Source organism: Collinsella aerofaciens ATCC 25986, from assembly GCF_010509075.1.
GTDB classification, from domain to species: domain Bacteria; phylum Actinomycetota; class Coriobacteriia; order Coriobacteriales; family Coriobacteriaceae; genus Collinsella; species Collinsella aerofaciens.
This window is the reverse complement of record NZ_CP048433.1, coordinates 201,743-224,894: the sequence shown is the minus strand read 5'-3', so window position 1 is coordinate 224,894 and position 23,152 is coordinate 201,743. Positions and strand designations below refer to the sequence as shown.

The 23,152-nt window shown below is 62.0% G+C and carries 18 protein-coding genes; 8 read left to right on the top strand and 10 right to left on the bottom strand.

The genetic code is table 11. The features are described from left to right. Positions 1–57: 57 nt before the first annotated feature. The 3 genes from arcA (GXM19_RS01015) to arcA (GXM19_RS01005) form a co-directional block, all read right to left on the bottom strand. Positions 58–1,299, bottom strand: a complete 1,242-nt coding sequence (gene arcA / locus GXM19_RS01015; RefSeq protein WP_006234281.1) for an arginine deiminase — start codon at positions 1,297–1,299, stop codon at positions 58–60. Between the two features lie 573 nt (positions 1,300–1,872). Then, positions 1,873–2,997: an aminotransferase gene (locus GXM19_RS01010; protein WP_040358318.1), complete on the bottom strand. Its 1,125-nt coding sequence runs from the start codon at positions 2,995–2,997 to the stop codon at positions 1,873–1,875. Positions 2,998–3,146: 149 nt separating this feature from the next. After that, positions 3,147–4,388, bottom strand: a complete 1,242-nt coding sequence (gene arcA / locus GXM19_RS01005) for an arginine deiminase (protein WP_006234281.1) — start codon at positions 4,386–4,388, stop codon at positions 3,147–3,149. Between the two features lie 557 nt (positions 4,389–4,945). On the opposite strand from arcA (GXM19_RS01005), the gene ppk1 reads away from it, so the two are divergent. The 3 genes from ppk1 to GXM19_RS10985 all read left to right on the top strand — a co-directional run bounded on the left by ppk1 (position 4,946) and on the right by GXM19_RS10985 (position 9,414). After that, positions 4,946–7,519 carry a polyphosphate kinase 1 gene (ppk1, locus tag GXM19_RS01000; RefSeq protein ID WP_147293037.1) on the top strand — a complete coding sequence of 858 codons (2,574 nt, stop codon included), beginning with the start codon at positions 4,946–4,948 and terminating at the stop codon, positions 7,517–7,519. Between the two features lie 98 nt (positions 7,520–7,617). Continuing rightward, positions 7,618–8,946 carry a 23S rRNA (uracil(1939)-C(5))-methyltransferase RlmD gene (rlmD, locus tag GXM19_RS00995; protein WP_006234284.1) on the top strand — a complete coding sequence of 443 codons (1,329 nt, stop codon included), beginning with the start codon at positions 7,618–7,620 and terminating at the stop codon, positions 8,944–8,946. Between the two features lie 138 nt (positions 8,947–9,084). Continuing rightward, on the top strand, positions 9,085–9,414 hold the full coding sequence (locus GXM19_RS10985; RefSeq protein WP_006234285.1) for an IS3 family transposase: 330 nt from the start codon (positions 9,085–9,087) through the stop codon (positions 9,412–9,414). 176 nt (positions 9,415–9,590) lie between these two features. Here the strand turns inward: GXM19_RS10985 and GXM19_RS00985 are convergent, their stop codons facing one another. From GXM19_RS00985 to GXM19_RS00975, 3 genes are all read right to left on the bottom strand, one after another. Further along, complete coding sequence (locus tag GXM19_RS00985; protein ID WP_006234286.1) at positions 9,591–11,039, bottom strand: PTS transporter subunit EIIC; 1,449 nt, start codon at positions 11,037–11,039, stop codon at positions 9,591–9,593. 31 nt (positions 11,040–11,070) lie between these two features. Beyond that, positions 11,071–12,501 (bottom strand): 6-phospho-beta-glucosidase, encoded by a 1,431-nt coding sequence (locus GXM19_RS00980; RefSeq protein ID WP_006234288.1) that lies wholly within the window; start codon positions 12,499–12,501, stop codon positions 11,071–11,073. Between the two features lie 122 nt (positions 12,502–12,623). Further along, positions 12,624–13,604, bottom strand: a complete 981-nt coding sequence (locus GXM19_RS00975; protein ID WP_006234290.1) for a DMT family transporter — start codon at positions 13,602–13,604, stop codon at positions 12,624–12,626. 583 nt (positions 13,605–14,187) lie between these two features. Between GXM19_RS00975 and GXM19_RS00970 the strand changes: the two genes are divergently transcribed. From GXM19_RS00970 to GXM19_RS00960, 3 genes are all read left to right on the top strand, one after another. Then, a complete protein-coding gene (locus GXM19_RS00970; RefSeq protein ID WP_022094094.1) occupies positions 14,188–14,730 on the top strand; it encodes a DJ-1 family glyoxalase III in 543 nt (180 codons plus the stop codon). Continuing rightward, on the top strand, positions 14,727–15,308 hold the full coding sequence (locus GXM19_RS00965) for a Maf family protein (protein WP_006234292.1): 582 nt from the start codon (positions 14,727–14,729) through the stop codon (positions 15,306–15,308). Before GXM19_RS00970 ends, GXM19_RS00965 begins: the two co-directional genes overlap by 4 nt. 101 nt (positions 15,309–15,409) lie before the next feature. After that, positions 15,410–16,411 carry a P1 family peptidase gene (locus GXM19_RS00960; protein WP_006234293.1) on the top strand — a complete coding sequence of 334 codons (1,002 nt, stop codon included), beginning with the start codon at positions 15,410–15,412 and terminating at the stop codon, positions 16,409–16,411. Positions 16,412–16,783: 372 nt separating this feature from the next. Here GXM19_RS00960 and GXM19_RS00955 read toward each other — a convergent pair whose 3' ends face one another. Both GXM19_RS00955 and glf read right to left on the bottom strand, forming a co-directional pair. Beyond that, positions 16,784–17,815 (bottom strand): glycosyltransferase family 2 protein, encoded by a 1,032-nt coding sequence (locus tag GXM19_RS00955; RefSeq protein ID WP_006234294.1) that lies wholly within the window; start codon positions 17,813–17,815, stop codon positions 16,784–16,786. Beyond that, positions 17,808–19,010: a UDP-galactopyranose mutase gene (gene glf, locus GXM19_RS00950; RefSeq protein WP_006234295.1), complete on the bottom strand. Its 1,203-nt coding sequence runs from the start codon at positions 19,008–19,010 to the stop codon at positions 17,808–17,810. The genes GXM19_RS00955 and glf overlap by 8 nt, the downstream gene beginning before the upstream one ends. 231 nt (positions 19,011–19,241) lie before the next feature. Between glf and pta the strand changes: the two genes are divergently transcribed. Beyond that, positions 19,242–20,222 carry a phosphate acetyltransferase gene (gene pta / locus GXM19_RS00945; protein ID WP_006234296.1) on the top strand — a complete coding sequence of 327 codons (981 nt, stop codon included), beginning with the start codon at positions 19,242–19,244 and terminating at the stop codon, positions 20,220–20,222. A 113-nt stretch (positions 20,223–20,335) separates the two neighbouring features. On the opposite strand, the gene GXM19_RS00940 is transcribed toward pta, so the two are convergent. Next, the gene (locus GXM19_RS00940) at positions 20,336–20,479 is read right to left on the bottom strand and encodes a hypothetical protein (RefSeq protein ID WP_006234298.1); all 144 of its coding nucleotides are present in this window, start codon (positions 20,477–20,479) and stop codon (positions 20,336–20,338) included. 76 nt (positions 20,480–20,555) lie between these two features. Between GXM19_RS00940 and GXM19_RS00930 the strand changes: the two genes are divergently transcribed. Next, positions 20,556–21,697, top strand: a protein-coding gene (locus GXM19_RS00930) for an IS3 family transposase (RefSeq protein WP_370448105.1) whose coding sequence is annotated in 2 segments (ribosomal slippage) — positions 20,556–20,814 and positions 20,814–21,697 — 1,143 coding nt in all. Because the reading frame shifts where the segments join, the coding sequence is not laid out codon by codon here. Here the strand turns inward: GXM19_RS00930 and GXM19_RS00925 are convergent. Further along, complete coding sequence (locus GXM19_RS00925; protein WP_050766084.1) at positions 21,657–22,622, bottom strand: IS110 family RNA-guided transposase; 966 nt, start codon at positions 22,620–22,622, stop codon at positions 21,657–21,659. The two genes, GXM19_RS00930 and GXM19_RS00925, sit on opposite strands and share 41 nt — an antisense overlap. Between the last annotated feature and the right edge of the window lie 530 nt (positions 22,623–23,152).

Sequence of the window (23,152 nt, the reverse complement as noted above, 5' to 3'; positions counted from 1 at the left end):
CGTTTAACGGGCGAAGCCGGTGCGGTTGTAGGGGGACCGCACCGGAAACGGAAAGACTTAGAGGTCCTCGCGCCAGAAGGGCATGCTCATGCAGCGCGGGCCGCCGCGGCCGCGGGAGAGCTCGGCGGAGGGCACGACGAGAAGGTCCAGGCCCTCCTTGTACAGCACGTCGTTGGTGACGGTGTTGCGGGCGTAGACGCAGATCTTGCCGGGCTCGACGCACAGGGTGTTGGAGCCGTCGTTCCACTGCTCGCGGGAGGCCGCGATCGGGTCGCCGCCGCCGCAGGGGATCAGCTTGACCTGGTCGACGCCGGTGGCGTCCTCCAGGACGTGCTCGAGGGTGTCCTCGATCAGGCGGATGTTCACGTCGCCCGGGTTCTTGCCGGCGGTCAGCTCGTAGACGCGCAGGGTGCCCATGATGGCGGGGTGGATCGTGAACTTATCGACGTCGATCTGGGTGAAGACCGTGTCGAGGTGCATGAAGGCGCGCGAGACCGGGATGTCGAAGGCCAGGATGCGCTCGACCTTGGAGTCGGAGTTCCAGAAGATGTTCTGGGCCATGACGTCGATCGCGGCGGCCTGGGTGCGCTGGGAGATGCCGACGGCGAGGGTCTTCTCGTTGATGTTCAGCACGTCGCCGCCCTCGGTGTGGAACTGGCAGTCGCGGCGGAAGTACAGGGAGACGTCCTTGTAGTCGGGGTGGTACTTGAAGACGTACTTGCCGTACAGGGTCTCGCGGTTGCGGGTGACCGAGTACATGCGGTTGAGGTTGACGCCCTCGCCGACGACCGCGAACGGGTCGCGGGTGAAGTAGAGGTTGGGCATCGGGTCGATGATCAGGTCGGACTCGGACTCGGAGTTGACCAGGGAGTCGAGGGTCGTGGACGCCGTGAGGGGCATGTCGATCTCGGACTTGGTCATGCCGGCCATGGTCTTCTTGACGAACTCGAGGTTGTCCTCGATGGAGTCCAGCTTCTCGCGGACGATCTGCGGCATGTGCTGGCCGCGGATGCCGGCCTCGGCGATGTACTGGTCGGTGAACTCGGCGCGGGCGCCGGGGACCTGGTCGAACACCTCGGCGACGAGGTTCTCGAGGTAGAGGACCTCCACGCCCTGGTCCCTCAGGATCTGGGCGAAGGTGTCGTGCTCCTGCTGTGCGACCTCCAGGAACGGGACGTCGTCGAACAGGAGTCGCTCGAGCTCGTCGGGCGGCAGGTTGAGGAGCTCGTCGCCGGGACGGTGCAGGCAGACCTTCCTGAGCTTGCCGATCTCGGAAGGCACGTGCAGACCTTTCGTCATGGCCTCCTACCTTTCTTTCGGGCCCTTGTCAGGGCCGATTCGTTAGCGCCCCTCCGTGTGAGGCGTTATTGCTGACGACATATTTATATCCAAAATCAGCTCATACTTCCACCTTGCCCCCGAACGGTTTTTTATAGGGGGTGAACGGCATACACATATACTTCACGCATGGCACACTTCATCTTAATAAAGCGTATTTACGTGCTTAAACGCGTTTTAATCCTAAAATCAAATGGAACTAAACTTTGTTAAACCATCCTCAAATTGCATATTTCCAATAAAGCTATGAATAGAATTAGCGGTTCACACCGCGTCTCAACCATTTTCATTTTTATTCAGAAAAAAGTTTGTCCTATTCATTTCTGATAAATAAATTACCGTTTACCAGACGCTTGATACCGTTCACCGGAAACTCAGTATAAGGCCCAGCGGATACCGCCTCGCTTTACGGCCCCATTTGTAACAACTTGACTTCTCGGTATAGAAAAACGGACCCGCTTCCCCTAGGGAAACGGGTCCGTTTTCGATTATCTTCGGCTAATTTGGATAAGGCCCCCGAAGACCATCGGAATCCTAGCGATCGAACTCCGCCAGTGCCTCGCCCAAAAGCCTCAGGCCCTCGCGCAGAACGTCCTCGCTCGCGCAGTAGCCCAGGCGTGCGCCGCAGGGAAGCTCAAAACGGCTACCGGGGACCAGCAGCACTCCCCTCTCGGACAGCAGGCGCCTGCAGAACTCCTCGTCATCCTCGGGAATATCCAGCTGGATAAACGAGGTGGACACGCCCTGCGGGGCCGTCCAGGAAACGCGATGCTGCGTATCGATCCAAGCCTGCGCGATATCGCGGTTGCCAAACACGATCTTGCGATTGCGCTCGAGAATCTTATCCTTGTGCTCAAGCACATAGGTCGCCAGAGCATCGTTGAACACGCCGCCGCAGATCATGGTGTAATCGCGATAGGTACGGATGCGGTTGGACACCTCTTCGTCGGCCACGACCCAGCCCACGCGGGCCGCAGGCGTCGAATAGGTCTTCGACAACGAGTTGGTGACAATGGCCCTCTCGTACACGTCGACCATCGACATAAAGGACTCAGTGTTTTCGAGCGGCAGATACACCTCGTCGCACAGCACGTAGGCGCCCACCGAACGGGCGATCTCGGCAATCTGGCCGAGCATATCGGTATCGAGCACCGTACCGATGGGGTTCGATGCGTTGTTTATGCAGATAAGCTTGGTGTTGGGGCGCACCAAGCGCTTGAGTTCCTCGATATCGGGCTTCCAGCCGAGTTCCTCGCAAAGCTCCCAATACTCGACCTCGGCGCCCAGCGTGCGCGGAATCTCGTAGAGCGGCGCGTAGGTGGGCCACTCGGCGATAACGTGGTCGCCGGGCTCGACCACGGCCATGATGGCGTTGAGGTTCGCACCCGTGCAGCCATTGGTCTGCAGAATGTGGTCGGGATTGACCTCCCGACGATACAGCTTGGCAACCACGGCCTTAAACTCCGGCGAGCCCTCGATCCAGCCGTAGTTCATCTTCTCGCGGTCCAAGCGCTCGTAGAACGTGGCGCCGTCCTGCTCATCGAGCGCGCGCAGCTCGCCCATGGTGAGCGACGAGATCGTCGACTGGGCGATGTCCCACGTGGCACTTTTCTCCCAAACGTTGAGCCATTCCTCAACGCCAATCGTCTTGATGTCCATGGCCAAGCTCCTTACAAAAGCAGTCATCCAATCGTGTTGACGTCCCTCATACAAGATTGGGGCGGTGCGAAAACCCGCACCGCCCCAATGGGAGACATCTAATGGCAGCTAGATGTATGTATTATGACCTGTACGGGTCCTGAAAGACCTTAGAGGTCCTCGCGCCAGAAGGGCATGCTCATGCAGCGCGGGCCGCCGCGGCCGCGGGAGAGCTCGGCGGAGGGCACGACGAGAAGGTCCAGGCCCTCCTTGTACAGCACGTCGTTGGTGACGGTGTTGCGGGCGTAGACGCAGATCTTGCCGGGCTCGACGCACAGGGTGTTGGAGCCGTCGTTCCACTGCTCGCGGGAGGCCGCGATCGGGTCGCCGCCGCCGCAGGGGATCAGCTTGACCTGGTCGACGCCGGTGGCGTCCTCCAGGACGTGCTCGAGGGTGTCCTCGATCAGGCGGATGTTCACGTCGCCCGGGTTCTTGCCGGCGGTCAGCTCGTAGACGCGCAGGGTGCCCATGATGGCGGGGTGGATCGTGAACTTATCGACGTCGATCTGGGTGAAGACCGTGTCGAGGTGCATGAAGGCGCGCGAGACCGGGATGTCGAAGGCCAGGATGCGCTCGACCTTGGAGTCGGAGTTCCAGAAGATGTTCTGGGCCATGACGTCGATCGCGGCGGCCTGGGTGCGCTGGGAGATGCCGACGGCGAGGGTCTTCTCGTTGATGTTCAGCACGTCGCCGCCCTCGGTGTGGAACTGGCAGTCGCGGCGGAAGTACAGGGAGACGTCCTTGTAGTCGGGGTGGTACTTGAAGACGTACTTGCCGTACAGGGTCTCGCGGTTGCGGGTGACCGAGTACATGCGGTTGAGGTTGACGCCCTCGCCGACGACCGCGAACGGGTCGCGGGTGAAGTAGAGGTTGGGCATCGGGTCGATGATCAGGTCGGACTCGGACTCGGAGTTGACCAGGGAGTCGAGGGTCGTGGACGCCGTGAGGGGCATGTCGATCTCGGACTTGGTCATGCCGGCCATGGTCTTCTTGACGAACTCGAGGTTGTCCTCGATGGAGTCCAGCTTCTCGCGGACGATCTGCGGCATGTGCTGGCCGCGGATGCCGGCCTCGGCGATGTACTGGTCGGTGAACTCGGCGCGGGCGCCGGGGACCTGGTCGAACACCTCGGCGACGAGGTTCTCGAGGTAGAGGACCTCCACGCCCTGGTCCCTCAGGATCTGGGCGAAGGTGTCGTGCTCCTGCTGCGCGACCTCCAGGAACGGGACGTCGTCGAACAGGAGTCGCTCGAGCTCGTCGGGCGGCAGGTTGAGGAGCTCGTCGCCGGGACGGTGCAGGCAGACCTTCCTGAGCTTGCCGATCTCGGAAGGCACGTGCAGACCTTTCGTCATGGCCTCCTACCTTTCTTTCGGGCCTTACTGGCCGAATGTATCAGCGCCCCTCCGTATGGGACGCTGCTTGCTGACAGCTCTAGTTATATCCAAAAACCACCTGCAATTCCACCTCGCCCCCGAACGGTCAGCAAAGTGCGATGAACGGTATATCTCATATGATTCCCCCATGATGCACTTCGGTTCTCTAAAGCAGGTTTTCAAAGGTAAATGTTCTTTTTTCTAAGGAATTAAGCTAGATTGCACAAATATTTTCATGTTTAGGAATTGCATAGCTAAAACGGTTTTCTGCATATATATGTCGTTTGTTCATGATTCAATTTGGATTCGATTATATTCAGCTCGCAATCATTCTTATTCATACATCCTCACCAATTGAGTATGGATATAGATTGTTTCTAAACGAGTTGGGCAGTTAGTTGCATGCCTTGGCAGCGTAAGAAGTAGGTAAAGATACCGTTCACGCAATACGTCCGTGCCACAGGTCGACTAAATTGAGACAATAGTGAATAGTGTTAGGCTACCGTCCCCTGTGGGGACTGAACGGACAGATGCATATGCCGAGCAAAATCGAAAAGAAGCAAGCCGCCGCAAAGCTGCGCAAACCGCCGCGCGACTTCTCATACACGCAAAACCGAGAGCTCAGCTGGCTACGCTTTGACAACCGCGTGCTCGACGAAGCCTTCGACGAAACCGTTCCGTTATTCGAGCGACTAAAGTTCGTCTCGATCTTCGAGTCCAACCTCGATGAGTTCCTCATGGTGCGCGTGGGCGGCCTGTCCGATCTGGCGGAGCTCAAAAAACAACCTGTCGACAACAAGAGCAATATGACCGCCTCCGAACAGGTCGATGCTGTCATGGCCGAAATGCCCGGGCTCCTTACCCGTTGGGAGTCCATCTTTAAGAGCATCGAGGGCAAGCTCGACACCTTGGGCGTTCACCGCGCCCACATCGATTCGCTTACGCCCGAGGAGCGTACCTTTGTAACCCGCTACTTCCAGGCCTACGTGTCGCCGGTCATCTCGCCGCTGGTCATCGATCCTCGCCACCCCTTCCCCAACCTGCGCAACGGCGCGCTCTATCTGGCCTGTGGTCTGGACGGCGCCACCGACGAGGAGAGCCTACTGGGCCTTATCGAGATTCCCGCCTCGATGAACCGCGTGGTCGAGATCCCCTCGCCCACCGGCACCTACTCCTACATCTTGCTCGAGGACGTCATCCTCGCCTGCCTGGACAGCTGCTTTGGCTCCTATAAGCCGCTGGATCGTGCGCTGATCCGCGTCACCCGCAACGCCGACATCGATCCGGACGGCGAGGGCGTCGAAGAGGAAGAGGACTACCGCCAGCACATGAAGCGCATCCTCAAGAAGCGCCTGCGTCTGCAGCCGGTAGTGCTCGCGGTCTCGGGGTCGCTCGAGAAGGCAACGCTCAAGACCATCCGCAAGGCGCTCGAGCTTTCGCGCCGCTCTGTCTTTACCTGCGATATCCCGCTCGACCTGGGCTACGTCTTTGGCATTGAGGGCAAGATTCCCGAGCACCTGCGCAACGAGCTGCTCTTTACGCCGTTTAGGCCGCAGCCCAATCCCACCATCGACATGACCCGCTCCATCCGCGAGCAGGTGCTGCAGCACGACAAGCTGCTCTTTTATCCCTACGAGGCCATGAACCCCTTCCTGGATCTGGTGCACGAGGCCGCCTACGACCCCGAGTGCATCTCGCTGCGCATCACGCTCTACCGCGTGGCCAAGCAGAGCCGCCTGTGCGAGTCGCTGATCGATGCTGCCGAGAACGGCAAAGAGGTCACGGTGCTCATGGAACTTCGTGCCCGCTTTGACGAGCAGAACAACATCGAGTGGGCCGAGCGCCTGGAAGAGGCCGGCTGCACCGTCATCTATGGTTCCGAGGGCTTTAAATGCCACTCAAAGATCTGCCAGCTCACCTATCGCGAGGGCATGGCGCTAACGCGCCTCACGCTTTTGGGCACCGGCAACTTTAACGAGAAGACGGCCAAACTCTACAGCGACTTTATGCTCATGACAGCCCATCCCGGCATCGGCGAGGACGCCAACCTGTTCTTCCGCAATCTGTCGCTGGGCAACCTGCGCGGCGACTACCGCTTCCTGGGTGTGGCGCCCGTCGGACTGAAACCGCTCATCATGCGCGGGCTTGACCGCGAGATCCAGCGCGCCCTTGCCGGCGAGCCCGCCCGCGTGTTCTTTAAGCTCAACTCGCTGACCGACCGCGAGGTTATCGACAAGATCGCCGAGGCATCGTGTGCCGGCGTGCGCGTAGACATGATCATCCGCGGCATCTCGTGCCTCAAGCCCGGTGTTCCGGGCAAGACCGAGAACGTGCATGTCCGCTCCATCGTCGGGCGCTTTTTGGAGCACGCCCGTGTTTACGCTTTTGGCGTGGACTCGGACATGATTTACCTGAGCTCGGCAGACATGATGACACGCAACACCGAGCACCGCGTGGAAATCGCCTTCCCTGTGCTCGACCCCACCTGCCGCGCCCTGGTACACGAGTACATGGGCATGCAGCTGCGGGACAACGTGAAGGCCCGCAGCCTCACGAGCGACGGCACCTGGGTCCCTGTGGAGCGTGCAGAGGGTGAGAAACCCTTCAACTCGCAGGAAGCTCTACTGGAGCGTGCCTATCGCAACGCCGAGGCCGCCGCGCAGCAGCGTGCGCAGGAGAAGGAACGTGTGGCCGAGGAGGCCATTCAGGCCGAGGTTGAACACGGGGCAGCTGCCAAACCGGAAGCGGTTGCAGCTCCCCCGGTGAATGAGCCCGAGGCTGCCGCAGAGACCGCCGTGGAGAAAGCGCCCGAGCCCGCTACCGCGACTCCGGAGCCCGCCGCCGAGGCAAAGCCCACCCCTGCTCCTAAGCCGCAGCCGACCACACCCGAGGTTCAGAAGGTCCAGGCGACTGTCATTGAGCCCGAGCCCGCACCTGCACCTCAGCCCGAGCCGCAGGTCACCAAGCCCGTATCCGAGACGAGCACCCGTCGCGATAAGCCCGCCGGCAAGACCAAGGCCATCGAGCGCCATCGCCCCGGTCGCGTGCGCATGGGCCTGGGCCTGATCGGCCTGGGTCTTAAGACGCTCATTACCGGCAAGACGAAATAGTCGTTTGTAGAAGCAGTTTGTAGAAGCGCCCCGCATTTGAGGAAAGCCTCGGATGCGGGGCGCTTTTCCCTGCTACCATGGTGCGAGCAACAACGCGAATGACAGGCAGGAATATGAAGCTCACTATAGAATCGATGACCTACGGCGCCGACGGGCTGGCGCACGCCGACAACGGCAAGGCCGTCTTTGTGCAGGGTGCCGTGGCAGGCGACACCGTCGAGGCCGAGGTCGTACAGGACGGCAAGTCGTTCATGCGCGCCCGCACCACCGAGATTCTGGAGCCAAGCCTCGATCGCATTCAGCCTCCCTGCCCCTTCGTGGGCATCTGCGGCGGCTGCTCGTGGGGCAATCTCTCGCGCACGGCACAGCTCGCCGCCAAGGAGCAAAACCTGCGCTCCACGCTCGAGCGCATCGGCAAGTTCGCTCCTGAGCAGGTCGATGAGTTGGTACAGCCCATCTGCCACACCAAGGACGACTGGGGCTACCGCAATAAAATCGAGCTCGAACCGACCGTCGTCAACGGTCGCGTGCGCCTTGGCATGCACGGCGTCGACCCCAGCAAGATCGTGGCCGTCGATTCGTGCCCGCTGTTCGATAAGCGTTTTCCCAAGGCGCTCAAGTCAGTCGTCGGCGCGCTCAACTATCTGAGCGGCAGCCACAACCTGGGTCTGGAGCGCGTGGGCATTCGTGCCTCGCGTCGCACCAAGGCACTCGAGGTCGCGCTTTGGACGCCCACAGGCTCTTTTCCGCGCTCGCAGGTCTCCCGCGTGCTGGCGGACGCCGCTCATCCCACGAGCATCGTGCGCGTGATGAGCAAGGGCGAAAAGAAGGCCCGCCGTGTTTCCAAGGTCGAAATGCTCGCCGGAGAGGGCTCATGGACCGAGAATATCGCCGAGGGTCAGATGCGCCTGTCCGCCCCATCGTTTTTCCAAGTCAACACCAAGGGCGCCGAGATTTTGATCGAGCTCGTTATGGAGGCGCTCGATCCGCAGGAAGACGAGCTTGCCGTGGACCTGTACTGCGGTGCCGGCACCTTTACCCTGCCGCTCGCCCGCCGCTGCGACTTTGTCGCTGCCGTCGAGGCCTACGGCCCCGCCGTGCGCGATCTACGCCGTAACCTGGAAATCAACAAGCTTGATAACGTCGACGTCATTGGCGGAGACGCGGTGCGCGAGTTCCCCGACCAGGATGCCGACGTCTTGGTGGTCGACCCGCCGCGCGCAGGCCTCGCCCCCGAAGCGATCGACCTTATCGCCAGCACGAGTGCCCACGATGTCGCCTACGTGAGCTGCGACCCGGCCACCCTGGCGCGCGATCTCAAACGCTTTGTCGAAGAAGGCACCTTCTCCCCCGTAAAGATCACGCCAGTCGACCTGTTCCCACAAACCTTCCACTGCGAGACCGTCGTCCACCTCAAGCGCAACTAGACTGTTTGCCCAAAACCACGCCCGATGATTTTTCTGAGACGGGGATAAAAATAAATTTGCTCCGAATGATTATTTAATCCCCGCCCCGAAATTGAACCGCCCCCTCATTTCTTGAACATTAGAAATGGGTGCTTCTTTATGAACGGGAGAGTCAGGCACGATGCCACGCTGAGGACTCTTGCAGCAGAGCTTTGCGACAGGGGGTACGAGCGCGCCGAAGGCCGGCGGGAGGCCGAAGGGTGTCCGTACCCGGCCGGGGCCGGCGGCGTGCGAGGGCAAGCTCATGCGACGGAGCTGCTGCCCGGGCGCCTGAAGGACGAATTCTACAGGAACCGGACGTGGCGGAGCTTCGAGGAGTTCAAGCGGGACCTCGAAGCCTATACCGTTCACTGGAACAAGAGGAGGCGGGTTAAGCAAAAGGGACTGACCCCGGAGGAGTTCCGAAATCAGTCCCCATGTGCGGTATAGGCCGCTAATTGACCCGTCCAAGTATCGGGGCGCAGTTCATTTCAGCGCCGCCCGAGAAAGCTAAACGCCTTCTGGCAGGTTGTCCCGGGCCGAGGGCGGCCACCTTGATCGCCCTCGGCCCTCACCCACCTCAACTGCTCCTCAATTACATGGAGCTGGTCGAGAAGAGGCGCAAGCTAGCGGGCGCCTTCCTCTTCGTCGTTGGGCCGGTAGGTGATGAACTCGATAACAAAGGCCAGGACGGCAGAGACGAGCGAGGCGATGATCGCGAAGATCATGTGAGAGATCCCGGCGCCACCAGGGGTCCCGTCGATGAAGTTGAGCAGGTTGAAGACGCCGAGGCCGCCCGAGATGTACATGAGGGCGCCCGTCATTCCCACGATGGCGCCGCCAACGGCGGAACTCAGGCATGCCACGACGAATGCGCGCTTGTTGGGCAGGGCGATGCCGTAGATGCCCGGCTCGGTGACGCCGAAGAAGAAGGCGGAGATCATCGCGAGAAGGGCGATGCCGCGGAAGCGCTCGTCCTTGTTTCTGAGGTACATGGCAAAGATGACCGCTCCGAGCGCGAACCCGTGGCCGATGGTGGCGGCGAGCACGCTGTCGTGGCCGAGGGTGTTTAGGTTCATGATGGAGATGGGGATGAGGCTCCAGTGGAAGCCAAAGCTGACGAGGCACATCCACAGTCCGCCGACCAGGGCGCTGCCCAGGACGGAACCAACCACGGGAAGCTGGAAGATGAACGAGAACGCCGCGCTCAGCAGGTTGGTGATGAGGGTTGCCACCGGGCCGATGACGAGGTAGCCCAAGACGATGGAGACCGTCATCGTGGCGAGCGGTACGAGGAACATCTTGAGCGCAGTCGGCATCCAGCTCTTGAGCCAGCGCTCAAGGATAGAGCCGAACCACACCATGAGAAGGACGGGGATCACCGAGCTCACGTAGCCGGACACGGGCATGATGATGGGGACCCCGAGGGCGGTGGCGTACCACGAGAACGTGCCGGCCACGCCGAGGTCGATGCTGCCGAGCGCCTCGCCCGAAGTCAGGGCGACCATCGTCGGGTAGAGGAGCGCCACGCCGATTGCCACGCCAGTGAACTCGTTCATGCGGAACTTGCGCGCGGCACTGAACGCCAGGGCGACGGGAAGGAAGTAGAAGAAGCCGTCAGCCACGGTGTAGAGCAGCGTGTAGAGGCCGTCGTTTGCAAAGGCCGGGACGAAGTAGGTGATGAGGGCAAGCAGTCCCTTCATGATGCCTGCGGCGGCAAGCGGTCCCAGGATGGGCTGGAAGATGCCAGAGATGAGGTCGATGATGACGGAGGCAACGGTCTTATCGCCCTGGGGCTCGTCGTCGGCGCTTGCGCCGCCCGAGAAGTTGCCGGCCTCCATGACCGCGTCGTAGACGTCTTCGACGATGTTACCCACGACCACCTGGTACTGGCCGTTGGCCTGGATGACCTGGATGACGCCCTTGAGGGTCTCAATCTTGGCCGTGTTGGCGCGGGACTCGTCCTTGAGCTTGAAGCGCACGCGCGTGATGCAGTGCGCGACGCTGGCGACGTTCTCGGCGCCGCCTACGTTCTCGAGTATGGATCTGGCCAGATCGTCGTATTTTTCAGCCATTATTATCTCCTTAGTGATATTGCCCGGGCGGCTAGCCCAGGTCGCCTCCGTTGGTGGCGATGGCCTGTTGATACCAGTAGAAGCTCTTCTTGCGCCTGCGCTCGAGCGTGCCGTTGCCCAGGTTGTCGCGGTCCACGTAGATGAAGCCGTAGCGCTTCTCCATCTCGCCGGAGCCCGCGCTCACGAGGTCGATCGGCCCCCAGGTGGTGTAGCCGAGCATCTCGACGCCGTCCTGCTCGATGGCGTCGCGCATGGCCTCGATGTGCTCGCGCAGGTAGGCGATGCGGTAGTCGTCCTCGATCGTGCCGTCGGGAAGCACCTCGTCATAGGCGCCGAGGCCGTTCTCCACCACAAAGAGCGGCTTCTGGTAGCGGTCCCAGAGATCGTTGATCGTGATGCGGAATCCCAGCGGGTCGATGACCCAGCCCCAGTCGCTCGTGCGCACGTAGGGGTTCTCCACGCCGGCGAAGGCGTTGCCCTCGGCGACGCCGCCCACGGAGTCGGGGTCGCCCGCGGTGCAGCGCGAGGAGTAGTAGCTAAACGAGATGAAGTCGACGGTGTTCTCCGCAAGGATGCGCTCGTCCTCGGCGGTCATGCCCACGTCGATGCCCTCGCGCTCGAGCATCTTGAGCGCGTAGCCGGGGTAGCGACCGCGCGCCTGCACGTCCACGAAGAAGAGGTCCTCCTGGTTCTTGACCTGCGCCGCGCGAACGTCCTCGGGACGACAGGAGTAGGGGTAGTAGCTTCCCGCGGCGAGCATGCAGCCCACCCTGTTCTCCGGATCGACCTCGTGGGCGATCTTGGTGGCCCAGGCGCTCGCCACGAGCTCGTTGTGCGCGGCGCGGTACTCGGCCTCGCGGGCATTCTCCCCGGGCTCGAGGACGATGCCGGCACCCATGAAGGGACGGTGCAAGATCATGTTCATCTCGTTGAACGTGATCCACCAGCGCACGAGGCCGCGGTAGCGGTTGAAGAGCACCTTCACGAGCCGCTTGTAGAGCTCGATGAGGGTGCGGTTTCGCCAGGCGCCGTACTTCTTGACGAGGTGGATGGGGCAGTCGAAGTGCGTGATGGTCACGAGGGGCTCGATCCCATGCTCGCGGCAGCAGCGGAACACGTCCTCGTAGAAGGCGAGCCCGGCCTCGTTGGGCTCCTCCTCGTCGCCGTTGGGGAAGATACGGCTCCAGGCGATGGAGAGGCGAAAGACCTTAAAGCCCATCTCCGCGAAGAGGGCTATGTCCTCGCGGTAGTGGTGGTAGAAGTCGATGCCCGTCTGGGCCGGGTAGTAGTACCCGGGCTCAAAGTCGAGCATGCGCCTCAGGCCGCGACTTACGTCGTTGCGCTCCGACCCGTGTGGGATGACGTCGACATTGGCAAGGCCGCGGCCGCCCTCGTCATAACCTCCCTCGCATTGGTTGGCAGCGGTGGCTCCTCCCCAAAGGAACCCTTTAGGAAATGGCATAGTGCCTCCTTCTCTCTGGCACCCCCATCTCTGCGGGGGACGCTTTATAACGTCCTTGCGACCTCACGCGCCGGGCCCGTGGCCCTTTCCCTGATGCGCGCGGGCCGCCTGTGAAGGGGTGACTAGCTGACGGCTTGTCCTGCGGCGGCGCGACGTGCCTCCCGGCCTCCAAGCAGAGAGGGGACCTGTGCCAGGCACACGCCGGCGAGGATGATGGCGACGCCCAGCCACTCGACGACGCCGAGCGGCTCGCCGAGGACGATCATGGCGATGAGCAGGCCGGCGGGGAGTTCCGCGGCGGCCATGACAGTGGAGAGGCCTGCGGGCAGGTGCGGAGAGCCCATGCCGAAGAGCAGGACCGGGCAGAGCATGCCAAAGAAGCCGGCGATGACGGCAAAGGGCAGGATGCCCTGGGCGAGGACGCCCGAGACGACGTAGTCCGGGCATACCGTGAGCGACATGACCACGGAGCCCGCGCATACGATGACGCCACGCTGCTCGGACGAGCACGGGGCCTCGACCTTGCCGGAGAGGGTGACAAAGAGGGAGCAGGACACGGCCGCCCCCAGCGCGCAGAGCAGGGCCACGGGGTCGTACCCGGTGATGCCGGTCTTGTAAACGCCGCTGGCGAACACCGTTCCGAAGACGATGACCAGGGCGGAGACCACTTGGAGGACCCTCGGCGGTCGGCGCGTCATGACGGTCTGCCACAGGAGCCCCAGCCACGTGAACTGGAAGAGGAGCGTGAGCGCCACCGGGGCGGGCAGCACGCTCATGGCGTAGCAGTAGAGGATTGAGGTGAGGCAGGTGAGGGCCCCCAGGCCCATGAGCTTAAGGGCGAGCTTCCAGCCCACGCGCTGCCAGCGGTGCCCGAGTGCGTGGCCCGCGAGTGTGGCGAGGGCAAAGAAGAGGCAGCCGAACCACGCCTGGCTCGCCACCACCTGCGCCGAGGTGAAGCCCGCGGCGTAGGCGAGCTTGTAGGTCGTGGCCATCGCGCCGTAGCAGGCGCCGCCCGCAAAGACCTGGAGCGCCGCCTTGGCCTGTCCCGCGCCCGTGGCTCCTGCCCCGGCGGCCTGTTGCTTGATTGTGTTTGTTCCTGCCATTAGGCTCCCTTCCGTCTGCTGTCTTGCAGATGCACGTCTCGTGCGTCTGCTCCCTGCAGTCGGAAGGTGGGCTCGTGCGGTCTTCTGGCGGTACATGTGGTACCTGCTGCCAAGACGAAAAAAGCCACGCAACCGACTGCTCGGTTGCGTGGCAAAAAGGTGGCTAGCGCCCAGAAAAGTCCACGCGTTTTTAGACTGGGACAAAGTACTACAACAGGTGAGATTCCGTCAAGAAAAAACCGAGGAAAAAAGTGAGCCTCTGCCCGCCGCACCTGTGGCGGTCGTTTCCCCGAACGGGGCGGTGCCGTTGGGGACTGTCTCGATCTGTAACAGTAAGACCCGGTTTTGGTCCATAGATGTTACAGATTTAGACGTTTTGTCGGGGCGGTTTCCGTTTGTCTTGATCTGTAACAGTTGGGGGTCAAAAGTGGGTCTAGATGTTACAGATTGAGATTGTTGAGGATGGGTGAGGGTAGCTAATTCAGACGGGGCTATTTTAAACATTGGGAAATCGAGCGTGGCAAGCGGGGGTCTTCGGGGTATAAGACGGCTAATTGTATGCCGCCCTATGAAAGGAACCCTTATGCCCAGCGTTGCCGTTCTTGCCGCCGATGGCTTTGAAACGATTGAATGCCTGACCATGGTCGATGTCATGCGTCGCGGCGGCGTGCGCGCCACGCTCGTCTCGATTATGCCCACGCGCGAGGTCGTAAGCTCGCTGCAGATCCCCGTGACCTGCGATGCGCTCTTTGATGAGATCAACTTTGACGAGTACGACTGCGTCGTGCTGCCCGGCGGCCTGCCCGGTGCCACCAACCTGCGCGCCGATCAGCGCGTCTGCGACGTGGTCTGCGAGTTCGCCGCGACCAAGCACGTCGCCGCCATCTGCGCCGCCCCGTTTATCCTGGGCGAGCTCGACCTGCTCGAGGGGCGCCACGCCACGTGCTTCCCTGGCTTTGAGAAAAGCTTCCCCGAGGGTGCCTATACCGGCGAGAAGGTTACGCAAGACGGCAACATCATCACCGCCAGCGGCATGGCCCAGTCGCTCCCCTTTGCGCTTGAGCTGCTGCGCACGATCGCCGGCGACAAGGCTGTCGAGAAGGTCGCCGAGGGCATCCAACTATGATTTTGGCTTCGCAATCACCGCGCCGCATAGAGCTGATGCGCGAGGCAGGCTACAACATTCGCGTGATTCCCGCGGATATCGACGAAACGCCCTTTGATGGCGAGGCCCCGCTCACGCTTGTCGAGCGCTTGGCACGCGCCAAGGCGGCTGCCGTTGCTGCCGAGTATGCCGAGCCCAATGAGCTGACGGTCGCGGCCGACACCATCGTCACCTTCGACGGCAAGATTTTGGGCAAGCCGGCAACCGAGGGCGAGGCGCGCACCATGCTCCGTGAGCTTTCGGGCCGCACGCACCAGGTCGCAACCGGCGTCTGCATCGTTAAGGCAGGCGATACGGCCGCCCCGCATGCCGCCGAGAGCCTGTCGTTTGTCGATATGACCGACGTGACATTCTACGAGCTCACCGACGAGCAGATCGAGCACTACGTTGCCTCGGGTGAGCCCATGGATAAGGCAGGCGCCTACGGCATCCAGGGCACAGGCGGCCGCATGCTCGTGCACGATATTTCGGGCGACTTCTATAACGTGGTGGGCCTACCCATCGCCCGCGTCGCGCGCGCGATTCAAAAACTCTCGTAATTGCATCTGGCGCTGGGTATCCCCCAGCGCCTACAATTTTGGCGTACCGTACGGATCCCGACCGGGCACAAGGCGCGGCGGAAAACCGATAGGAGTTAAACATGGATACACTGCTCGAGGCCATTGACGTCTGCGATGTCGATGGCTTTTGCTATGGCAACTATACGGACGAGGAGGCCGGCACCGGTTGCACCGTAATCGTGGCACCCGAGGGCGCCACCGGCGGCGTTGACGTTCGCGGCGGTGCTCCCGCTTCGCGCGAGACCGACCTGCTGCGACCCGAGAACACCGTCGACAAGGTCCACGCCGTCTGCCTTTCGGGCGGATCGGCCTTTGGCCTCGAGGCTGCAAGCGGCGTCGCTCGCGAGCTTGAGAGCCGCGGCATCGGCCTTCCCGTCGGCCCCACGCAGGTGCCTATCGTGTGCTCGAGCTGTATCTTCGACCTCGCCTTTGGTAACCCCACCGTTCGCCCCGACATTGAGGCCGGCATCGCCGCCGTGCGCGAAGCACTCGACAACACCCCCACCAAGCTCGAACAGGGCAACGTAGGCGCCGGCACGGGCGCTACCGTGGGTAAGCTCATGGGCCCCGCTACCTGCATGAAGGCCGGCCTTGGAGCTGCCGCCGTGGCACTCGGCCCCATCAAGGTGGGCGCCGTGGTCTCGGTCAACGCCTGCGGCAACGTTGTCGACCCCTTCACCGGCGAGTGGGTCGCCGGCATGCGCGCCGCAGCCGATAGCGACCAAATCGTCGACATGGAACTCGCAGCCTTTGCCGCCGCCGGATCCATGCAGATGCCGCTCGACCGCACCAACACCACCATCAGCTGCATCGTCACCAACGTGGAACTCACTAAGGCACAAGCCACCAAGGTCTCCCAGATGGCCGCAGACGCCTACGCACACGCCATCCGTCCCACGCACACCACCAACGACGGCGACACTATCTACACCCTCGCCAGCGGCAAACTAGACGCTCAGACAAGCGCCGCCGTTCCCCTAGACCTACTGGGCATGCTCGCCGTAAGGGCCCTACAGACCGCCATCGTAAACGGAGCCAAAACCGCCAAAACCTCCCACGGCATCCCCGGCGCCGCGAAGTAGCCTAACCTGACCGGTTGCCCGGTGGGGCTTGGTTATGTTTGCTGCTCTACAGTCCTGGCTCGCACGAAGAACACATTAAGTGCTCTTCGGCTCGTGCGGAACTCGCGACAAACATAACCAAGCTCCACCGGGCAACCTACCAACCAGATTCTTTTCAGCCCAGGCCCCTGTGTACCGCGCGTCTAAGATCTTCAAATTCAGGCAGCCTGACAATCGATTCTTATAGCAGAAGCCCCTTGGCCTTTAGTTTGATACAAGTTCCGCACGAGCCGGAAAGCACTTAATGTGCTTTCCGTGCGAGCAGGACTGTTCGCAGTAGCAAACTAAAGGCCAAGGGGCCCAGTCAACCTATCAGCAGCGATTACTCGGCAGCTAGTTGAATTTGAAGATCTTTGAGGCAAGACGGTATAGGCCGAGTGTGGTTTTGTCTCCGGCCCGTCCGCGCAGATTGGTGAAGAACCCGACCACGCCGTAGCGGGCACGACGATACATGCGCTCGTCGTAGGCCTTCAAATCATTCCACAGCGTCTTTAGGCGCTCGTCGGCGCAATCTTCCTCGGAAAGCTTGGTGAGCACCGAGCAGATCGCCATCATCATGGTGAAATAGCCCATCATGTACGAGCGCAGACGCGACGACTCAACATCGCTGTACAGGTGGTACGACTCCATCATGATGCGCGTCACACGGAACTGCTGGTCCAGACGCTTGACCATCGTGGCCTCGTTGACACTCTGGCCCTCGCGACCGATAAAGTAGCGATAGAGGTCGATGTCGGCGTAGTACATGGTCTTGCAACGCGGCAGCGGCACGTAGGCGTAGATGTTGTCCACATAGAACGTGTGCGGCGGCATGGGAAGGTTGGACTCGCGCAGCACATCCGTGCGATAGCACAGGCTGTGCATGAGTAGGTTCTGGTCCAAGCGGAAATGACCGATCTGATCCCAGGAAAAGATCTTTTTGCGCGGCAGGGCAAATTTGTAGCCAATAGCGGTATGCGTGCCCTCGTAAACCTTCTCGTACACGTAGTTCGAGATAAACAGGTCAACGCGCTGGTCACGCTCTTCAAAGCCACGCAGAATCGACAGCATAGTCGAAAGAGCCGCAGCATCGAGCCAGTCATCCGAGTCGACGACCTTGTAGTAGGTGCCCTGTGCTTCGCGCAGACCCGAAAGGACGGCAATACCGTGGCCGCCGTTCTCCTGGTGCACCGCGCGAATGATACCGGGATAACGTGCCTCCCACTCGTCGGCCTTATCGGCCGTCTCGTCCTTGGAGCCGTCGTCCACTACGATAATCTCGATATCGGTGGCGTAATTGCTCCCCTCCAAGATGGAGGTGATGCAATGGTCCATGTCCTTGGCGGCGTTATACGAGGGAATACCGAATGTTATGACTTTATGCATGGCAGGCGATAATCTCATCCGAAAGATCGAGGGCGGAATTGGTCACAGCGTCCATATCGTAGTAACGATACTCGGCCAGACGACCCACCGGGTGGAAGTTCGTCAGGTTCTGGACGCGCTCAAGATAGCGCTCATAGAGCTCACGGTTCTCGGGCTCAAGAATGGCGTAGTACGGCGTCTCGCCCGAGCCGGGCGTATAGGCCTTGGAATACTCCTTCATGATGGTGGTCTTGCCGGGCAGGATCTGACCGGTCATGTTCTTGAACTCGGTAATGCGCGTGTAGTCCTCGCTCGTGGTGTAGTTGACGGTGCCCACGGGCTGGAACTGGTCCATATCGAGCGTCTCGAACTTCATGTCGAGCGTGCGGTACGGTAGCGCGCCCAGATCGAGATTGAACAGCTCATCGAGCGGACCGGTGTAGACGATCTCGCCACCATAGACCTTGCCGTCGATCTTGACGGTAGTCTCGTCGATTTCAAAGAGGTCACGGGCGTCCACGTCGCAGAACACGTCGATCAGGTCGTGGTCGAGCATGTGCTCAAAGAGCGCCGTGTAGCCCTCCTGCGGCATGCCCTGGAAGGGAGCTTGCGGGAAGTAGCGGTCATCATCGCCCACAAAGACGGGAACGCGGCCGGTGATCGAGGGATCGATCTGATCGGGCGTCTGGCCCCACTGCTTCATGGTGTAATGCAAAAAGACGTTCTCGTAGACGTAATCGGCGACCTCGGCAAGATCCGGGTCGTTCTTCTTACGCAGCTCCATAATGGGCACCTTGACATCCTTGCCAAAGGTCTCCACGAGCTTCTGATACAGCTCCTCACCGCGCTCGTCACCAAAGGCGAGCTTGAGACTCGCATGGTTGAAGGGCACGGGCATAAGGGTACCGTTGATGTTGGCGAGCACCTTGTGCTGATAATCCGTCCACTTGGTAAAGCGCGACAGGAAATTGTGCACGCGCTCGTTAAAAGTGTGATAGATATGCGGACCGTACTCGTGGATCAGGATTCCGGCCTCGTCAGTGCAGTCATAGGCATTGCCCGCAATGTGGCTACGGCGCTCCAAAACGGCAACACGATAGCCGATGGTCTCGGCAAGACGGCGGGCGCAAACGGCACCGGCATATCCAGCACCGACGACAATCATGTCGTACGCGCCGGCGTTAAAGCCTTCAGGCAGGCCTGAGGTAATCTGCATCGATACTCCTTGTCAAAAGCCACGGGCTCGTTAGCTGGGCTTTTCTCGAACATTCTTCGAGACATATTTATCAGAGCGATTATAGCGCTAATGCGTCCTATAATGAGCTTGCCACACAAGGAAAGCTCAAGCACCGCGGCGTACATAATTGAAAGGTAAACCCGCTAGCAGCGGGTTTATTCGTGAACAGCCGGGTGCCTGGAGCTTAGCGAAACGCTTGTAAGGAGTAACATGAGCGATTTCCTAAACCGTATGAAGTCTGCCGCCAAGGCCGACCTTAAGACGATCGTCCTGCCCGAGGGCGAGGATCCGCGCACTATCGTCGCGGCCACCAAAATCATCGAGGAGGGCCTGGCAAAGATCGTCATCCTGGGCAACCCCGACGAGATCAACGTTCCCGGCGCTACCGTCATCGACCCGCGCAATGCCGAGAAGCACGAGGAGTACGCGCAGAAGTTTGCCGAGCTCCGCGCCAAGAAGGGCGTTACCATCGAGCAGGCTCGCGCCCAGGTGATGGACGCCACCTACTTTGGCACCATGATGGTCAAGATGGGCGATGCCGACGGCCTGGTCTCCGGCGCCTGCCACTCCACCGCCGACACCCTGCGCCCCGCGCTTCAGATCCTCAAGACCGCCCCGGGCACCAAGCTGGTCTCGGCCTTCTTCGTGATGTGCACCGACACCCCGCAGTTCGGCACTGACGGCACGCTGATCTTCGCCGACTGCGGCCTCAACATCAACCCGTCCTCCGACGAGCTCTCCGAGATCGCCATCGCCTCCGCTCACTCCTGGTCCACCTTCATGGGCAACGTTGAGCCGCACGTGGCCATGCTCTCCTACTCCACCATGGGCTCCGCTGGCGGCGAGGTCGCCAAGAAGGTCCAGGAGGCCGTGAAGTTCTGCAAGGAGAAGGCTCCCGAGCTCGCCATCGACGGCGACCTGCAGCTCGACGCCGCTATCGTCCCCACCGTCGCCCAGCTCAAGGCTCCCGGCTCCTCCGTCGCCGGTAAGGCCAACGTGCTCGTGTTCCCCGACCTCGAGGCAGGCAACATCGGCTACAAGCTGGTCCAGCGCTTCGCCGGCGCCGACGCTTACGGCCCCATCCTGCAGGGCATCGCCAAGCCGGTCAACGACCTGTCGCGCGGCTGCTCTGCCGACGACATCGTGGGTGTCGTAGCCATCACCGCCGTCCAGGCTCAGATGGCTGAGTAGCTGACGTATCCCCTCGGGACCCTACAGGGTAAAGCTCTGAAAACGTCCTCGGACATGTCGGAAGCCCCCGCTGCGCACTACGTGCGGCGGGGGCTTCCTCCGTCCTGACGCTCCTATTTGGCAAGGTGTTTTTTAGAATCCATTTTGCGCTCGGCCTCGAAGGCTTGCCTGTCCCAATCGAGCGGAAGTCCGGCCTCGACCCATGCCTCGTAGGCCCTCCTTATGGGCTTGAGCTCCCTTTGGCCCCTCTCCAGCATCGAGATGTACTTCTCTGGATTGGCTACACTGATGTGGACAGTTCCGGGAGGGGCGCAGGAGACGGGAGGGCCGTATATGAGGGACCCCAGGCACCCGAGGCATTTCACCGACGAGTTCAAGAGGCAGATAGTCGACCTCTACAACGCCGGCAAGCCCAAGCGCGAGATCATGGACGAGTACGACCTCGGCAAGAGCACCGTGGAGAGGTGGATCAAGTCGATAAACGCGACCGGCTCGCCGCGCGCCGCGTGCAACCGCACGCCCGAGCAGAACCGGATCCTGGAGCTCGAGCGCGAGAACCGCAGGCTCCGGATGGAGGTCGACGTCTTAAAACAAGCGGCGCTGATATACGCTCGAAAGTGAGGGCCATAGCGGCCAACGAGGGCCGCTACCCCATATCAGCGCAGTGCAGGCTCCTCGGCGTCGCGAGGTCGACGTACTACTCCATGCGCTCGCGGGCCGACCGGCCCGCCGCGCCGGACCCCGCCGCGCCGGCCGTGGTCGCGGCCCACGCCGCCAGCAAGGGCCGGTACGGCTCGCGCAAGATAAAGGCGTCGCTCGAGAGGTCGGGCGTCACCGTCAGCCGGCGCCGGGTCTGCCGCATCATGAGGGAGAACGGCCTGGTCAGCGCATACGGCAGGAAGAGGTTCAAGGTGCACCCCGGGGCGGTCAACGAGGCCGACGTGCCCAACGTCGTCGCGCGCGGCTTCGGCGGCAGGGCGCCGCGCACCCATATATGCAGCGACCTGACCTACGTGCGCGTCGGGGCCTCGTGGAACTACGTCTGCCTGCTCGTCGACCTCTACAACAGGGAGATCGTCGGCCACTCCGCCGGGCCCAGGAAGGACGCCCGGCTGGTCAAGTCGGCGTTCGCGACGCTCTCCTTCCCCATCTCGGACATCGAGGTCTTCCACACGGACCGCGGCAGCGAGTTCGACAACGCCGAGATCGACCTGATGCTCGAGGCCTTCGGCATTGAGAGGTCGCTGTCGGCCAAGGGCTGCCCCTACGACAACGCCGTCGACGAGTCGACCAACAGGATACTGAAGGCCGAGCTCGTCCACCGCGAGACGTTCGGCACGACGCGCGAGCTCCGGGCCAAGCTCTCGGACTACGTGCACTGGTACAACAACTTCAGGATCCACTCGACGCTGGGCTACATGTCTCCGGTCGAGTTCAGGGAGGCGGGGCTGTCCCTCCCGGAATCGTCCAAATAGGTGTTGCCAATCCACGCATGACCCTCTGCCTCGCGATCTCGTGCAGAGCGCTGTTCGCCTGCCGGTCGCCGCCCCTGTTGAGCCTGTGCCTCACGGTCTTGCCGCTCGAGGCGGGGATGGGGCAGGCGCCGCATATCGCCGCGAACGACGCCTCGGAGCGCAGCCTGCCCGGGTTGTCCCCGGCCGCGACCGCGAGCTTGGCCGCGCTCACGGGCCCGCACCCGTACATCGCCAGCAGCGCGGGGCAGTTCTCCTCCAGGGACGCCTCGATCGCGCGCTCCATGTCGAGCGCCGCGTCGCGCGCCGCCGCCCACAGGTCCGCCAGCGCGCCGAGCGCGGCGCCCAGCGCGCCCTCGGCGCGCACGGAGGGGAGCTCCTCCATCAGCCTCGGCCCTCCCATGCCGCGGAACCTCGACCTGAGCCCTTCCGGCGCGGTGGTGAGCAGCGACCTCGCGGTGTTGATCGCCGAGGTCCGCGCCTTCACCGCCCCGGAGCGCGCCGCGAGCATGCAGCGCACCCCGTCGACCCACCCGTCCTGGCTCTTGGGGGTCCCGAGCCTTGAGCCGGACATCGCCGCGCGGGCCGCCCTCTCCGCGTCCGACTCGTCGCACTTCCCCTGCCCCGGGCGCCTCCTCTGCGTCCTCGCCGGGGAGAGCGCCTCGCGCACGGGCATCCCAAGCGACGCGAGGTGCCTGGTGAGGCCCGCCCCGTAGGACGACGTCCCCTCCATCGCGACGCAGGCCGGCTCCCCGGCCGCCGCGATCGCCCCGGCGAGCGCCTCGTAGCCCGCCGCGTCGGCGGGGAACTGGCGGGACAGGACCTTGCGGCCCCTCCAGTCCAGGACGCACAGCCAGTGCGAGTCGGCGTGGGTGTCGACCCCGCAGAAGACCGGCCCGCGGGCGCCGGGTGCCGATTCGTTTTGCATGTCTCGCTCCGTTCTTTCCGTGCTCGCCTGGACCGGGCAGACGGCACACTGACGGGGCGCGATAGAATGCGGTTGTTCGGGTCCGCGGTATCGCTCCATGCTCCTATTAGGTCATGCGGCGGTCTCGGCTCGCCGCGGCCCGCGCGGGACATGTCAGGAAACGAGGGCAGCCCCATGGGCGCCAGCGGAATGTGGGGTCACCGCGCGGTCCGCATCTGATGGTGTCGACGTCAATGGTATACGGGTGCACCATCGACGTCTTCAATACAGAAAATATCAGTGCGGAAAGTTTTCAGAGCTTTACCCTGTAGGGTCCCTGCCGCCACGTGGCAATCGGGGCATCTGGAGTGGACGGCGGCTTGGCTACGAGCTGGAGCTGAAAATCTGAATGGATGGGTGCCGTTGCTGGGAGCACAGGCGTTGCTGATGATGATCACTTTGGAGATTGAAAGGCCGATGGGCTTCGGCGGTTGTTGTGCCGGAAACTACATCCCAGTTTGGAGGCGGATTGTGGGATGTGGCTTCCGCTT